15 protein-coding genes, 1 tRNA gene and 1 pseudogene are annotated in these 15,622 nt (G+C 45.9%); 13 read left to right on the forward strand and 4 right to left on the reverse strand.

Annotation, left to right across the window (positions count from 1 at the left end):
• Window positions 1-14: 14 nt before the first annotated feature.
• The 9 genes and pseudogenes from QUA44_RS11280 (at window position 15) to QUA44_RS11320 (ending at window position 7,267) form a co-directional block, all read left to right on the forward strand.
• Window positions 15-803, forward strand: coding sequence for a DUF4058 family protein (locus tag QUA44_RS11280; RefSeq protein ID WP_333250401.1), 789 nt, complete (start codon window positions 15-17; stop codon window positions 801-803).
• Between the two features lie 30 nt (window positions 804-833).
• Window positions 834-1,619 carry a DUF4058 family protein gene (locus QUA44_RS11285; protein WP_333250403.1) on the forward strand — a complete coding sequence of 262 codons (786 nt, stop codon included), beginning with the start codon at window positions 834-836 and terminating at the stop codon, window positions 1,617-1,619.
• 146 nt (window positions 1,620-1,765) lie between these two features.
• Window positions 1,766-2,557 (forward strand): annotated as a pseudogene (locus QUA44_RS11290) (DUF4058 family protein); the annotation flags it as partial.
• Between the two features lie 96 nt (window positions 2,558-2,653).
• The gene (locus QUA44_RS11295) at window positions 2,654-2,875 is read left to right on the forward strand and encodes a DUF3285 domain-containing protein (protein ID WP_194012213.1); all 222 of its coding nucleotides are present in this window, start codon (window positions 2,654-2,656) and stop codon (window positions 2,873-2,875) included.
• 341 nt (window positions 2,876-3,216) lie between these two features.
• Entirely contained in the window at window positions 3,217-3,753 is a 537-nt protein-coding gene (gene ybeY / locus QUA44_RS11300; protein WP_333250517.1) for an rRNA maturation RNase YbeY, read from the forward strand.
• 161 nt (window positions 3,754-3,914) lie between these two features.
• Window positions 3,915-4,427, forward strand: coding sequence for a diacylglycerol kinase family protein (locus QUA44_RS11305; protein WP_333250405.1), 513 nt, complete (start codon window positions 3,915-3,917; stop codon window positions 4,425-4,427).
• 177 nt (window positions 4,428-4,604) lie between these two features.
• Window positions 4,605-5,192: an aminodeoxychorismate/anthranilate synthase component II gene (locus QUA44_RS11310; RefSeq protein WP_333250407.1), complete on the forward strand. Its 588-nt coding sequence runs from the start codon at window positions 4,605-4,607 to the stop codon at window positions 5,190-5,192.
• Between the two features lie 482 nt (window positions 5,193-5,674).
• Window positions 5,675-6,457, forward strand: a complete 783-nt coding sequence (locus QUA44_RS11315) for an MBL fold metallo-hydrolase (protein WP_333250409.1) — start codon at window positions 5,675-5,677, stop codon at window positions 6,455-6,457.
• Between the two features lie 165 nt (window positions 6,458-6,622).
• On the forward strand, window positions 6,623-7,267 hold the full coding sequence (locus QUA44_RS11320; RefSeq protein ID WP_333250410.1) for a fasciclin domain-containing protein: 645 nt from the start codon (window positions 6,623-6,625) through the stop codon (window positions 7,265-7,267).
• Between the two features lie 281 nt (window positions 7,268-7,548).
• On the opposite strand, the gene QUA44_RS11325 is transcribed toward QUA44_RS11320, so the two are convergent.
• Both QUA44_RS11325 and QUA44_RS11330 read right to left on the reverse strand, forming a co-directional pair.
• Window positions 7,549-8,496, reverse strand: a complete 948-nt coding sequence (locus QUA44_RS11325) for a cobalamin-binding protein (RefSeq protein WP_333250412.1) — start codon at window positions 8,494-8,496, stop codon at window positions 7,549-7,551.
• 89 nt (window positions 8,497-8,585) lie between these two features.
• The gene (locus QUA44_RS11330; protein ID WP_333250414.1) at window positions 8,586-11,279 is read right to left on the reverse strand and encodes a glycosyltransferase family 39 protein; all 2,694 of its coding nucleotides are present in this window, start codon (window positions 11,277-11,279) and stop codon (window positions 8,586-8,588) included.
• 134 nt (window positions 11,280-11,413) lie between these two features.
• On the opposite strand from QUA44_RS11330, the gene QUA44_RS11335 reads away from it, so the two are divergent.
• Window positions 11,414-11,486 (forward strand) — tRNA-Phe (locus tag QUA44_RS11335).
• 89 nt (window positions 11,487-11,575) lie between these two features.
• Here QUA44_RS11335 and QUA44_RS11340 read toward each other — a convergent pair.
• Window positions 11,576-11,761 (reverse strand): hypothetical protein, encoded by a 186-nt coding sequence (locus tag QUA44_RS11340; protein WP_333309684.1) that lies wholly within the window; start codon window positions 11,759-11,761, stop codon window positions 11,576-11,578.
• A gap of 266 nt (window positions 11,762-12,027) precedes the next feature.
• Between QUA44_RS11340 and QUA44_RS11345 the strand changes: the two genes are divergently transcribed.
• Both QUA44_RS11345 and QUA44_RS11350 read left to right on the forward strand, forming a co-directional pair.
• Window positions 12,028-12,249, forward strand: coding sequence for a helix-turn-helix transcriptional regulator (locus QUA44_RS11345; RefSeq protein ID WP_333250418.1), 222 nt, complete (start codon window positions 12,028-12,030; stop codon window positions 12,247-12,249).
• Window positions 12,250-12,861, forward strand: a complete 612-nt coding sequence (locus tag QUA44_RS11350; protein WP_333250420.1) for a ScaI family restriction endonuclease — start codon at window positions 12,250-12,252, stop codon at window positions 12,859-12,861.
• Here QUA44_RS11350 and QUA44_RS11355 read toward each other — a convergent pair.
• Window positions 12,853-13,701: a site-specific DNA-methyltransferase gene (locus tag QUA44_RS11355; RefSeq protein WP_333250422.1), complete on the reverse strand. Its 849-nt coding sequence runs from the start codon at window positions 13,699-13,701 to the stop codon at window positions 12,853-12,855. The two genes, QUA44_RS11350 and QUA44_RS11355, sit on opposite strands and share 9 nt — an antisense overlap.
• A 170-nt stretch (window positions 13,702-13,871) precedes the next feature.
• On the opposite strand from QUA44_RS11355, the gene ribBA reads away from it, so the two are divergent.
• On the forward strand, window positions 13,872-15,590 hold the full coding sequence (gene ribBA / locus QUA44_RS11360) for a bifunctional 3,4-dihydroxy-2-butanone-4-phosphate synthase/GTP cyclohydrolase II (protein ID WP_333250424.1): 1,719 nt from the start codon (window positions 13,872-13,874) through the stop codon (window positions 15,588-15,590).
• The last annotated feature ends 32 nt before the right edge of the window (window positions 15,591-15,622 follow it).

A 15,622-nucleotide genomic window follows, 5' to 3' on the forward strand; every position in this document is an offset into this window, starting at 1 on the left:
CGGGAGGTACGATTATGCCTAATCCATTTCCGGGGATGAATCCCTATTTAGAACATCCTGATTTTTGGCCAGAAGTTCATCATTTACTGATTAGTGCGATTAAAGAGTCGCTAACTCCGCAATTACACCCAAAATACCGCGTCGCTATTGAAAAGCGAATTTATGAAATTCCAGGTGAAACTTCTCTATTAGTAGGGATTCCTGATGTCTCTATCCAACAGAAACGCTATCGAACAAATCCAGTATCATCTAATATTGCTGTAGCTTCCCGAACTGTGGAACCTCTAAAAGTTAGAATCCCAGTGTCGGAAGAATTTCGGGAAGGATATTTAGAAGTAATCGACATGGCAACAAAGGAAGTTGTTACCGTTATTGAAGTGCTTTCACCTGCAAATAAACGCCGAGGGGAAGGTCGAGAAAAGTATGGCAGTAAGCGCAAGAAAATATTTGATAGCAGTACCCATTTAGTCGAAATAGACTTGTTGCGAGGTGGGGAACCTTTGCCAGTTTTGGGAGATTCCCATGAAAGCGACTGTCGTGTTTTAGTCAGTCGCAGCAATCAACGTCCGATCGCAGATTTATACTTATTCAACCTTCCCAATCCAATTCCTGCATTTCCCTTGCCTTTACGTCCAGAAGATGTAGAGCCTGTTTTGGATTTACAGGCGCTGATTAATCAAGTATACGATCGCGCGGGATATGATTTTGAAATCGATTATACCGCCGAACCCGTTCCTGCGCTGTCGGAACCGGATGCAGTTTGGGCTGATGGTTTGTTGCGGGAGACTGGATTGAGAGGTTAATTTAGTGGAAAATTTCAACAATATATTACTATGCCTAATCCATTTCCGGGGATGAATCCCTATTTAGAAAGTCCTGACTTTTGGCGGGCGGTTCACAATCGGTTGATAGTAGCGATCGCAGATTTTTTGACTCCGCAACTGCTGCCTAAGTATTTAGTGGACATTGAACAAAGAATTTATCAAATCAGCGGGGAAGATGCTTTATTGGTCGGTATTCCCGATGTGGCCGTGCAGCGATCGCCAATTCCAGCAACTTCTAGCACTGGAAATGTTGCTGTCATGTCGCCGCCTGTGACGGCTGTGAGAGTGAGAGTGCCTACAACGGTGGAAGTTAGAGAAAGTTATTTGCAGGTAATAGAACAGGAAACTAAGAAAGTAGTTACAGTAATAGAAGTGCTTTCGCCGACTAACAAGCGCGGCAAAGGGCGGGAGATGTATGAGGAAAAACGGTATAAGGTGTTCGGAAGTCGATCGCACTTAGTGGAAATTGACTTGCTGCGAAGTTACCAACCTTTGCCTGTTTTTGGGAATGATATTGAGGGAAGTTATCGGATTTTGGTGAGTCGGGGAGATTGTCGCCCCGCGGCTGATTTGTATTTGTTTAATCTACCGGATGCAATTCCGGCTTTTCCTTTGCCTTTGCGCGGAGGCGATGTGGAACCAATTGTAGATTTACAAGCGTTATTAAATGGGGTTTACGATCGCGCCGCCTATGATTTTAGAATCGATTATACGACAGAACCCGTTCCTGCGCTGTCGGAACCGGATGCTGTTTGGGCTGATGCTTGGTTGCGGGAAAGGGGATTGAGGGGATGATAACAGTGGCTGGACGCATCAAAATCAAAGAAACCGGGTTTTTTGCGGTTTTTGCGGGCTGTAACGAAGTCTTGGAGCAAAAACCCGGTTTCTGGCCACCCGTGCATAAGTCCTAAGTAGCTAAATCAAGAGGAGTTAAATCAACGCCTAATCCATTTCCGGGGATGAATCCTTATTTAGAAAGTCCTGACTTTTGGCCAGAAGTACATAATCGGTTGATAGTGGCGATCGCAGATGCTATGGTTCCGCAACTGGTGCCAAAATATCGAGTGGCGATTGAAAAGCGAATTTATGAACTCAAGGGAGAACAATCTCTGTTAGTCGGAATGCCTGCTGATGTTTCTATCCTGTGCAATCCCGTTTCTCCAAATCCAAGTACATCGAATGTGGCTGTCGCTACACGAACTACTGAACCTTTGAAAATAAGATTGGCGATGTCTGAGGAGGTGAGAGAAGGGTATTTGGAGGTGATAGATATGGCAACTAAGGAAGTTGTGACGGTGATTGAAGTTATTTCACCTGCTAATAAACGTCCGGGGAAAGGGCGCGAAATGTATGAGGAAAAGCGGGATAAGATATTCGGAAGTCGCACTAATTTTGTGGAGGTTGATTTGTTGCGGGGTTGGGAACCTCTCCCGGTTTTGGACAATGATATTGCAGCTCATTATCGGATTTTGGTGAGTCGGAGCAATCAAAGACCTAGGGCGGATTTATACGTTTTTAATCTACAGGATGCGATTCCTTGTTTTCCTTTGCCTTTGCGCGGCGGCGATGTGGAACCAATTGTAGATTTGCAGGCGTTGTTGAATACAGTGTACGATCGCGCCGCCTATGACATTACTCTGGATTATACGGCCCAGTTAATGCCCCCGCTGTCCGAAGCCGATGCTGTTTGGGCTGATTCTGGCGTTGCGGGAAACCAGCCTCCTGCCGTCTGAGACCTAAAAAATCCTACACAAAACGTTACATTTTTGTTACCATCGTGGCGAGTCTGTCTTCAGCAGCCCCTCTGTTAACCTTCTAAACTAACCGCTATGAGTCAACCTCCCTCCACAACTCCCGCCTCCGAAGAGCTCGCCGCCGAAACTCCGACAGCGCCGACAAACAATGCACCTCCACCGAGTTATGTCAAGCTGGCGATGCGGAATATGGTTCGCAAGCGGGCGACTTCTTTGTTTCATTTTGCTTTGACGGCGGCTGGACTTTTGGGCGTACTCGTCGGTTTGGCTTTTCTCGATCGCTATTTCAACTCTTAGAACACCGGGCGCTGGAAACCTCGTCGATACACACACTCACGCGCCTGTGCGGGTTCCATAGCGGGCCCTTTGGGAGCATCTCATATTTGTAAAAACACTTCTTTTGACTCCTTCTTTCTTCCTCTTTCCTCCTGTCTCCTGTCTCCTGTCTCCTGCCTTCAATTTATAGCTTGGCTGCAAAAGTGAGATGCTCCCGGCCGTTTTGTCCGATCGCGCGATCGACCCGTTGCAATCTTCCACAGATTCCTGTAATCTGCCAGCTAAAAGCAAAAAGTCGATTAGCCTGCCCAATGTGAAATTGCCCAAAAATTGAATAAATTGCTTGACAAAAAATGCTGAAAATGCTAATTGAGGTCAACGTCGAAGACTGTTATGGGCTAGCCCGATCGTCTGCCGACGGTTCCAACCTCCCTGAAAGTGCAGCCAGCGGGGAAATTTCAACCGAAACTTGGGAAAATTGGTTTAGCGTTTGGCTGGAAAACCAAGAGGCGGATGTGCCATCCGCCCCTGGCTACGAAGTCAGTCTGCGTTTAACCGCCGATCCGGAGATGCAAGCCCTAAACCTCCAGTACCGCCAGCTCGATCGACCGACGGATGTACTAGCTTTCGCAGCTTTAGAGGTAGACTGTCCTCAACTAGAGGAAATGCAGTCCTCTGAACCCTTATACTTGGGTGATATCGTAATCTCGATCGATACGGCTCAGCGACAAGCCCAGCAGCAAGGACATCCGCTGAAAACCGAATTAGCTTGGCTCGCAGCCCACGGTTTTCTACACCTTTTGGGCTGGGATCACCCGGATGAGGAGAGTCTGACTCAAATGCTAGACAGACAAGAAACACTGCTACGGGCGATCGGTCTTACGATCCAAACAGCATAACTGAAGTTGATGGTTATTTAACAAATCATGTCAAGCCCAACATAACTTTCTGAAATTAAACCAGAACTTTAGTAAAAACTGAGAAAAGTTACCTAGACTTGATGAAGTTAATTTGAAAAGTTTAGCTTTCATTCATCTCTGTAAATTAAAGTTGGTTCTTTATGACACTAGATAGACCCTCAATTTCATCACAAGTCGCACAGTTTCTGCCCATGCCTCAAGACTCTTCTAGCCAGACAGTCCACGAGCCTAAAAAAGCCTTGAAATACAACCGAGAGCTGTCCTGGAAAATCGCATCTAGCTTAGCTACGAGTTTTAGATACGCTTGGGGGGGGCTGAGTTATGCTTTTGAAACTCAGCGCAATTTTCGGATTCACACAGTTATTGGCACTTTGGCGATCGGACTCGGACTATTTTTGCAACTACAACCGGTAGAAATATCTGTGATCGGCGTCACCATTGGCATAGTTTTAGCCATGGAACTGTTGAATACGGCGATCGAATCCGTGGTAGACTTGACAGTCGGGCAATCTTACCACGAACTAGCCAAAATTGCCAAAGACTGCGGTGCCGGAGCGGTTCTGGTATCGGCAATGGCTGCGATCATCGTTGGTACAGCACTTCTGCTTCCTCCTTTGTGGGCAGTCGTTCAAATTGCGATCGCCCGTCAGTAACTTATTGGGCCCATAAAATTTTAGGTTTTAGATGACCAATTTGAGATTTTGAGTTTTATTCGTCTATATTGCAGCTATTTTTATCTTCGGCATCTATCTAAAATCTTGAAACCCTTGTTTTCAGGCAGCGAGTCAATCTAAGATCTAAAATCTAAAACCTAAAATCTAACTTAACCCGTGATTATAGTCATCGATAACTACGACAGTTTTACATACAATTTGGTACAGTATCTAGGAGAACTAGGTGCCGAGTTGCCCGTAGCCAGCGAAGTTCAAGTCTATCGCAACGACCAAATTTCCTTAGCAGAAATTCGACAATTACAGCCAGCAGCCGTAGTGATTTCTCCAGGCCCGGGGCGGCCGGAAGATGCGGGAATTTCTCTGGAATTAATCAAAGAATTGGGCCCGACTTTACCAATTTTAGGCGTGTGCCTCGGACATCAAAGTATCGGTCAAGTATTCGGGGGCAAAATTGTTTCTGCACCCGTGTTGATGCACGGCAAAACTTCTCAGGTAGAACACACAGGAGTCGGAGTTTTTCAGGGCGTCGAATCCCCGATGATTGCAACTCGCTATCACAGTTTGGTAATTGAAAAGCAGAGTTGTCCAGAAGTTTTGGAAATTACGGCTTGGGTTGAAGACGGAACTATTATGGGCGTGCGGCACCGCGAATATCCGCACATTGAAGGTGTACAGTTTCACCCGGAAAGTATTTTGACAACTTCGGGAAAGCAATTATTGCGAAATTTCTTAGAACGGCTTTAAGTTGAAGGAAGAAGGAAGAAGGAAGAAGGTAGAAGGAAGAAGGTAGAAGGAAGAAGGAAGAAGGCTCTTCGGCTTCGCTCAGGGTGAAAAGAAGGAAGAAGGAAGAAGGAAGAAGGTAGAAGGTAGAAGGAAGAAGGTAGAAGGAAGAAGGAATAAAACATACACAGCCAGCTTTTTAGCGAGCCGTATTTTACGTTTAATTAAGTGGATTTACTTAGTTGAATTTCTCTGAATTTGTCGGGTGCTATAAGAGCGAACCTTACGGTAAGACTAGGGTGCACATTTTCGCATCTGAACCGCCCACAAAAGGATACAAGCCTCCGAAAATCGTCGCGGTGAAGCCCAAATTTTAGACCAAAGTTCAATATCCCAGATTCATCTGTGGAGTAAATCTAAAATCTAAAATCTAAAATCTAAAATCGACTGACTGTGTTTTGTGGTATAACAACAAACGACCAACACCCGACAACCCCAACCACAAGATGAAACGGCGACAATTAATACGTTACGCACAGACGGGTTTGCTAGCAGCTTTAGCAACTGGTTTACCATCTGGATGGGAAAGCTATCAAGCTCAAACTGCTGATGCTTTGTCGATTCAGTGGTTGGGCCACACTTGCTTCTTGTTCGCCGGAGGCGGTGCGAGGGTGCTGGTGAATCCTTTTCGCCCCCTGGGCTGTACGGCAGGCTATCGCTCTCCCAAAGTACCCACTGATTTGATTCTGATTAGCAGCAGATTGCTCGATGAAGGGGCGGTGGACGGATTTTCGGGCAATCCCGGCCTTTTGTACGAGCCTGGGGCTTATCGATCGAACGGGCTGAGGATTCAAGGGATTCGCACGGAAAAAGACCGGGAGGGTGGAAGGCGATTTGGGATCAATGTGGCTTGGCTCTGGCAGCAAGCCGGTATTAAGATTTTACACTTGGGTGGAGTTGCTGGCCCGATCGGCATTGAAGAACAAATCCTGATTGGGCGGCCGGATATCGTGCTGATTCCCGTGGGCGGAGGGCCGAAATCTTACACTCCGGCGGAAGCAAAGCAAACTTTGCAAATTCTCAAACCAAAGATGGTGATTCCCACGCATTACAAAACCCAAGCCGCCGATGCTGCTGCGTGCGATTTGGTGCCGCTAGATGAATTCTTGGCGCTGATGGATGGTACGCCGGTGCGCCGATTGAATAATGACACGATTTCGATTAAATCTGCTGACTTGCCCCAAACTGGTTCGGTGATTGAGGTTTTGAGTTACAGGTTTAGCGGTTGATGCCCGATTTCTCAGCTTGCGTTATAGTAAGGAAGTTTTGGTCGATCGGGAATACCAGAGAATCTTCTCTCTAGCTAAGCCTTTGGCAACCTTGCCTTTTGTCGAGATTTGGCTAACATAACAATTCATGTTCACTGTTTTATCTCATAAGGAAATGCAAGCGTAATGAAAAATCAAAATGTACCTAGCTGGATGAAACAACTCACAGGTTTCGCAGGAGTAATCGGCGCTAGCGCGTTGATTGGTTTCCCGGCTTGGGCTCACATCAACTCCAACACCAATGTGAAGAATGCAACTCCAACTCAACAAGTTGCAGGAAATGTGAAAACCGCTGCTTCACCAGCACCAATGGCTTCACCAAAACCAATGGCTTCACCTACCACAACTGGCGCCGCTAATGATATTGTCGCTATTGCATCTGGCGATGCTCAATTCAAGACATTGACGAAGGCTTTGGGAGCTGCAGGTTTGGTTACAACTTTACAAGGAAAAGGCCCTTTCACTGTTTTTGCTCCGACTGACGCGGCATTTGCTGCTTTGCCAAAAGGAACTGTGGAGAATTTGCTCAAACCGGAAAACAAAGCCCAACTTACTAAGATTTTAACTTACCACGTTGTTCCTGGTTCGGTTTTATCTACTAGCCTGAAATCCGGCGATGTTAAAAGTGTTGAAGGTACCTCGCTGAAGGTGGCAGTTAGCGCAGGCAAAGTTACTGTCAGCGGCGCTAATGTTGTGAAAGCTGATATCAAAGCTAGCAACGGCGTGATTCACGTAATTGACAAGGTTTTGATGCCGCCTGATGGGATGTAAAAATAGCCGTTTTTGCATCAAATGACATCAGATTTGGTCAAATGAATGCGAAGTAAGGACACAACAATGTTGTGTCCTTATTTGTATGGCAGGCAATTCAGAATTAATCTAGATCAAGCTTTAGCTAGCTGCAGGTAGTTACCACAAAGAATTGGTTTAAAGCCGGAACCCTGATCGGGAGAAATTAAAAGAAGACTATTCATTACTCCAATTCTCTTCTTTCCAGGTAGAGGTAGCTATCAACTGTCAACTGTCAACTGTCAACTGTCAACTGTCAACTGTCAACTGTCAACTGAAAAAAATGACTGCCAACCCTTACCGCGATAGCCAAAATCGAAGACTTGGGGATGGAGAATTTCTGCTAAAATTTCTAACGAATCAACCAATCTCGGCCCCGGCCGATTAAAGTAAGAATTGCCGTCAGTTATGTAAACATTTCCTGTTTTTACTGCTTGCAAATTAAGCCATTCTGCGTATTTAGTGATCTGCATTGCTTCGCTGCGAGTGCGGCTTAAATCAAAGCCGCAAGGCATGAAAATAATTACATCGGGATTAGCTTCTACTAGCGATTCCCATTTTAACCAAGGGGAATGTTCCCCGACAATTCCAAACAGCGAATTGCCTCCCGCCATTGCCACTAATTCGGGAATCCAGTTACCGGCAGCCATCAAAGGTTCAATCCATTCGATGCAGGCTACTTTGGGAAGTCTCTGTTTTGTGGTAAAAATAGATGATGCTTGTGTTTTCGAGGTAATAGCCTCGATGCGGGATTGCAAAAGTGCGATCGCACTTTTGCCATTTACGCCCAAAGCATCAGCAACTCGCTCAATATCCGTCCAGATTTCTGCTAGCAGATTCGGCTGCAAAGAAATAATTTCCGGCTTGCTATTTACCAGCGTGCTTACTGCTTGTTCAACCTCTGCTAGAGAACAAGCACAGACTTCACATTGAGCTTGAGTAATAATGTGAGTCGGCTGCAATTTTTCCAAAGTCTCTATTTCTACTTTATACACACTCAGCGCATTTTGCAACAATTCTGTCACGCGGTTGTGAATTTCGCTGCTAGTTCCTTCGGGATTGAATTTAGGCTGAGTGCAAACAGGTAAATTTTGGATTTCTGGGGGATAGTCGCATTCGTGGGAACGGCCCACAATTGCATCGGTTAATCCTAAAACTGCTACAATTTCGGTGGCACTGGGAATTAGAGAGACAATTCTGAGTTGGTTCATTGATTTTCGGTTTTTTACACATTTATAAGCACAGGCGTTACAGATTTAGAAGCACAGGCGGGACGCCCGTGCCACAATAAAAAGGATTGTTAAACTTTCAACTTTTTTAAGAATTGCAAATCTTGCCATGCTTGAATTAGATTACCTTGCATCAGAGCCGCTACACCGTTTAAAACTCTAATTTCCGGTAGGTTGGAGTTGAGAGCGAGAGCAGGTTTTAAGGCAGTTTGAGCGGCTTTGGGATGCCAGCCGTACAGGTGTACAAAAGCGAGATAGGCGTAAGCGTAAGGGTTTTTTGAGTCGAGTTGGGTAACTTTTTCTAAGGCGGCGATCGCACTTTTGACATTTTGCTGCAATACCCGAGAAAATGCCAAAGCATAAGCCAATTCTAGATTATTTGGTTCTTGCTTCAGCCGATATTCTAACGCTTGTTCCGCTTGCACTGTATAATCCTGAGTTGGATCGTACTGATTAATGCGCCCAATCTGCTCGAACACTGGTTCTAAACCGGGCAATCCTTTGGGTAAATTAACCGCCATCGCCCGCAATTGAGTCACCAAATCTAACTCAGGCTTATCTGTATTATCCTCGTTTCCAGGCGCTTTATTCTCTTTCCCAGGCTCTGCGTCTATCTTAACACTAACTGTCGGCACATTAATCGGATAAGTTTCGCCAGTTTTTCGATTTAGATAAGTAGCTTGCAGATTGTAATTTCCCGGTGCAATATTAGCAGGAGGAAGCATCGCTGTGCGATCGACAACTCGAAACCCCACAGCAAATTTATCCGCTTCCAGCATCCCCGAATGCAAAGTCGCCTGGCCGATCGCGCGATCGTGTAAAATCCTGAAAGTCTGTCCCGGTGGAATATTGCCAGACTGCTGATTTTGCCACGTTACCAACACTAAACCAGACTGCAACTGCTGCCAAGGCCCAGACCAAGTATAAGTAACCGGCAGCGCGACTCCGGGAACTGCTTTTGCAGCGACAGTAACTCGATCTAATTGTACTTGCGATCGCGCTTCATTCAACGGCTGTATTTCGACAGGCTGCACTCGCTTCCGATAAAGATTTAAGTTAGTATAATCTGGCAAAATCCAAGTTTTATCTAACTCAAATTTATCCCCTTTTTCAACTGCAGCCACCGCTGCATTTTGAGCTTGTTTAATCCGTTCGCGAATCGAACCTTGCGGGCCAGTTTTGGTTACAAACCAAGAAAGTGATCGCACATCTTGCGGCACTTCTTTTAAATTTGTTCCCACCTGCCGCCCGTAAACCTGAAAATTCGCCAAAGCACCGTAAAAATTCAAATTATGCTGGTTAATTTCCGGTGTCGAAGGCAACACGCCTAAAGTAGATTGCAAATAAGGTTCCCTATCAATAATTTCTGCAATTACCTCACGGTGCGGCCACTCTTTACCCAAGTAAGGATAGTTAGAATTGCCGGGACTGATAATTTGAACTAAGCTATGTCCAAAAGCACCTCCCAGCGGCAAGATATGGAACAGCATCGCCAGAATGGCCAAGCCAATTGTACCCCAGCGAATTTGTCGTCCCCACCGAGAAGGCCACAGCGTTAAACAGTAGGCTAAGAAAATAGATAAAATTGGCAAATAAGGTATCACATATCGGTCGTCTTTGTTGATATTTAGAGAATTAATTAAATAAGCTCCTACCCAGAAAACAGCCAGCCACCGACAGGAGTTGAGATAAAAGATTGACGAACTATCTTGCCGACGACGCCAATAAAGTATCAATCCTACTAAGGGAATAAGTAACAGAGGCCAAGAAACCTGTTCGGGTAAGTGCTGACAGTAGTAAATCCAAGCGTCGATCGTATTGAGGGCCGGATCTCCTTCGGCGATCGCAGAATCCAGCGTGGCCCGTTTTCCCCCGGTCAAAATTAACAGCCAATTAGTTTTCGCCCAGGGTCCAAACACTGCCAGCGACACCAACAAAGCACCAGCTAATTGACCTAATCTTCCCCAAGCTTTTTGCCGCACAGCACCCACAGCCAACCACACAATCGGGGTAAACAGAAATAAGACTGTAGTGTGTTTAACTAATATTGATAAGCCGAGAGAAATTCCAAAGGCGATAGCCCAAAAGAAAGATGAGGGGGAGAGGGGGAGATTGGGAGATTGGGAGATTGGGAGAGGGGGAGAGGGGGAAAGGGGGAGAGGGGGAGAGGAGGGAGAGAATTTATGCTTCTTTTTAGTTCCTTCTTCCAACTTCAGTCTATCCGTTACATCCGTTACAAAATCCGCTGCCGAACCTTCTTGCTTCCACATTGTCAGACAATAGAAACAAAAAGTAATAGCAGCAGTTAAGGGAAAATCAAGTAAAAATTGCAAGCGGAACCGATAAAGTCCGGGTAACAAAACGCAAATTGCAGCGGCCCACAAACCGACTTGCCGGTTAAATAATTGGACGCCCAGACTGTAGACTGAGGCGAGGAGAATTGCACTAAATAGTAAATGAACGAGGGTTGCCCGATCGCCCCCAGCACCGAAAACATTCAAAAACGGCACCGTTAAGATGTACGTCAAGGGTGGAATTTTTGTCGAAAGCAGCCAGAAGTTTGTCCACCAATCCCCGGAAAACCACTGAGGATGCTGCAGCGCCTGCCAGTAATTCAGCGTGCTCGTGAGGTATTCTGCCTGATCCCACGCGGGTACAGATCGATCGAAGGCAAACCAGAGGCGATCGCTAATTGCCCCCAGCAGCCAAATTATGCCTAAGACAAGCAGACTCTTGCCCTCGCTGTCCCGATGTTGCTGTGTCATTGCGATTTTTGGATTTTAGGCGTGCAGCTTTTACATTACAGGCGGGCGGTTCCGGGCGCTCTAAAAATTATTTTAGAAAAGTGCTTGCTAAATTGCCTATGTGTCTGTTAAGGTGGTTAAGCGTAAAAAAACAAGCCGAGATAGCTCAGTTGGTAGAGCAGTGGACTGAAAATCCACGTGTCCGGAGTTCAAGTCTCCGTCTTGGCATCGCAAAGCCCTCACAAAGTTGAGGGCTTTTTTTTAGGGCGAAACTGGAACTAAGTCTCGGCTTGCTGTTGGAGAGACAAAGCATCGGCTCATCCCTGAACCTCTCGTGCCTTGCGAAACTTTTCTTGCAATTGCTCGATCGCAGTCTCTAAGGGAATTCCCTCTCCCCGCGATAGTTCCGCCTCCGCTTCCTCCACGCCCGATCGCACCTCCTCCACCCACTCCCAATAATGCTGGTGTGTTTGAGTCAAAGTCTGGAGGGCTTTTGTAATCACCTCTTCCGGCGAGGTAAACTGCCGCGCGTGCTAATTGCGCTTCGATCAATTTCACTTGCTCAGGACTCAAAGTAATATTCATAAAAATCTCCGGGAGTCTCGCTGACACAAATCCCTTTTCTAACAATAGCGCTACTTTCTGGGCAGTGCGATCGTCCATAAAAATGGCTGGACAGTGCCGGATCTGCCAAGTTGATTGAAACTTTTTTGAAATTAACACTCATAGTGTGTAGATTTAAAGCCGTTACAAGCTTTAGATTTTTCTAGTGATAAAAAATATAAAGCTTAAAATATTTGGCGAACAAGTTCGGAAATTGAGAAAAGCTAAGGGGCTAAGTCAAGAGGAGTTAGCTGAACTAGCAGAACTGCATCGAAATTACATTGGCGGTATAGAACGTGGCGAGAGAAATGTCGCTCTTCTAAATATTGTGCGTCTAGCTAAAGCTTTGGAAGTACCGCTAAGCAAATTGTTGGAGGGGATAGAGTAAATGACTTCACCTTATGCGGGGCTTGCCACAGAAGATTGGGCAGTAAAAACGCGGGAACTGATAGAGATACATCCACTTAGCCCCAACGAAATATATGAAGTAGTAATTCAAGTCTGGCGAGAAATATTTGAATCTAATCTAACCAGCAAAAACTATAAAATAGGTGTAGATTTATTTCCCCGCCCCCAAATTATGGGATACTTTTTGCACGAACTCATCCCATTAGAATTGACTAGGCGATACCCAGAAGTTTGGCGTCGCGAAGAAAATGCTACTGAAAAAGATCTGGTCTGTCTTCTAGATGATTGCTTCTCGATCGAGATTAAAACTTCTTCAAGTAATCGTAATACATATGGAAATCGCAGTTATACTCAACTAAGCACTACTGGTATAGAAGGAAAGAAGAATAAATCGGGCTATTATCTTGTTATTAATTTCCAGAAATTTAACAAAAACGTTCAAGGCTCACAAGTACCGCAGATTAATTTAGTCAGATTTGGATGGTTAGACCGAGAAGATTGGCAAGGTCAAGCCGCTGCAACCGGGCAACAAGCGAAATTAAGTCCTGCTGTTGAACGTTATAAGTTGCTGCAATTACCAACTTTAGAATAAAGATAACTGCGCTTCTGTGAGTTCCTTGTCCCTCAAAAAATTATCTATTCTACTAGCAACAATCTCACAGTAATCAGCCCTAATTTCAAATCCAATAACTTGACGCTGCAAACCCAGGGCCACAATTGCTGTAGTACCGGAACCCATAAATGGATCTAAAACAATGTCGTTTAAATTCGATGCAGACTTGATGATGCGATCGACAACAGCAACAGGAAATTGAGCGGGGTGAGCAGTGCGTTCTTTTGAAGCTCGGTTTTTCCCCGACGTAACTTTTGGGAACTGCCAAACATCCGTCGGATTTTTGCCTTTTAAGTTTACTTTAATCTTGCCGTTCTTTTTCTGATTCGGATATTTCACATTGGGGTCGCGCACTTCATCCAAATTAAATGTATACTTATCTTGATTTTTTACATACCAGAGAAACTTTTCATTGCGGGGTGAAAAGAACTTGCTGCCCGCAACTCCCGCGCCGTAATTCCAGACAACTTCTTGAATCAGATAAAAAGGAACTTTGTCCCAAAGCAGGTAGGAAATCGGAATTGCTTTTGCCCGATCGCGAATTGACAAATAACCTAAATTCAGCCAAAACGCTCCTCGATCCAGCGTTACCCGGTAAACCTCGGCTATCCACTGCTCGCACCAGTTTAAATACTCATCTAACACCAAGGATTTTTCGTATTCTTTGCCGATGTTATAAGGCGGGCTGGTAACGGTTAAATCTACAAATTGATCCGGTAGCAGCTTCAATGCTTCCAAACAATCCATGTTATAAATTACGCAATTAGGAGCTTGGAAGTACGGTTTACCTAAAATATTCGCGATATCAGTCAAGCTCATGAAATATTTGGGAGATATTTTGTTGACAAAATGCAATAATTATAGTAAATGAGTTAAGAAATATTGTCAAACTCATCTGGACTGGGGAAGGCCCCTGCCGGAAACAAAAGGTTACAATCAAAAATAGATTCTATTTCCATAACAATACAGTTTATAGCTTGAACTTCTCAGTGCCAAATAACAACACCTCAACTCAATCCTTTCAATTTGACTCAATTGACAGCGCCCTCGCAGACCTCAAAGCAGGTCACATGGTGGTAGTAGTCGATGACGAAAATCGCGAAAACGAAGGCGACGTGATTTGTGCCGCCCAATTCGCTACCCCCGACAACATCAATTTTATGGCCGTGAACGCGCGGGGTTTGATTTGTCTAGCATTGAGTGGCGAAAGGCTCGATCGCCTGGAACTGCCCCTGATGGTCAGCAAAAACACCGACAACAACCAAACAGCCTTCACCGTCAGCATCGATGCAGTTAACGGCGTCAGTACCGGTATCTCCGCCGAAGACCGGGCGCGCACCATCCAAGTAGCAATCCACCCGGACACCAAACCTCAAGACTTGCGCCGTCCCGGTCACATTTTCCCGCTGCGGGCGATCGACGGTGGCGTCCTCAAACGCGCCGGCCACACCGAGGCCTCGGTTGACCTCGCCAGACTCGCCGGCCTGTATCCCAGCGGCGTCATCTGCGAAATTCAAAACCCCGACGGTTCGATGGCGAGGTTGCCCGAATTAATCGACTACGCCAAAACCCACAACCTTAAAATAATCAGTATTGCTGACTTAATTAGCTACCGACTCAAGCACGATCGATTCGTCCGCCGCGAAACCGTCGCCAAATTGCCCACTCAATTCGGCGAGTTTATGATTTACGCCTACCGCGACACCCAAGACAATTCAGAACACGTTGCTATTGTCAAGGGCAACCCGGCAGAATTTAAAGACAAACCCGTGATGGTGCGGGTGCATTCCGAATGCCTGACCGGCGATGCTTTGGGTTCCCTGCGCTGCGACTGCCGGATGCAACTGCAAGCGGCACTAAAAATGATCGAAAATGTCGGTTCTGGCGTCATAGTTTACTTGCGCCAAGAAGGTCGGGGGATTGGATTGGTAAATAAACTAAAAGCTTACTCCCTGCAAGATTTGGGATACGATACCGTAGAAGCCAACGAACGGTTGGGATTTCCCGCCGACTTGCGGAACTACGGCGTCGGAGCACAAATGCTCAACGATTTGGGAGTTCAAAAAATTCGGTTAATTACCAACAACCCGCGCAAAATTGCCGGGTTGAAAGGTTACGGCATTGAAGTAGCCGATCGCGTCCCATTACTGATTGAAGCCACAGATTACAACTCGATCTATCTGGCAACAAAAGCCGAAAAACTCGGTCATATGCTACTGCAAACTTATTTAGTAACAGTGGCGATTCAGTGGAACGAAACGAAGGAAGAAGGTAGAAGCCAGAAAACAGAAGGAAAAGAGGAAGATTCTGCCATTCAAAATCGGTACGAACACCTTGAGAAACTGCGGCATTTGGTAGCAAGTCGCGATTTACTGCTGCAAGAAGAAGCACGGCCGGTGGGAATAGCCCTGTTCGGAGAAAGCTCGCTCATCGTTCACCTCGGCTTCGACCAAGCTGGACTCGCAGCCCCCGATTGGTACAAAGATCCAAACCATCCTTACGTCAAGGCGATCGGTCAAATTCTCGGCGAAATAGCCACCTGGTCGGATTTGCAAAAATTAGAATTCATGGTTTCCTCCGGTGCCGATCCGCTCAAAACCCTGCAAGTCCAGCTCGATCGCGAGACATTCCCCCTCGAACAAGTGGTGGGAGAGTGCGCGAGGCTCGAACCTCAAAAAATCTACAGTTTTTGCCATCTTCCCGATTAAGCCATCGGAATGCCAAGCTAGGTTGAGCATTA

It is taken from the genome of Microcoleus sp. N9_A2 (genome assembly GCF_036701775.1).
Lineage (GTDB): Bacteria > Cyanobacteriota > Cyanobacteriia > Cyanobacteriales > Microcoleaceae > Microcoleus.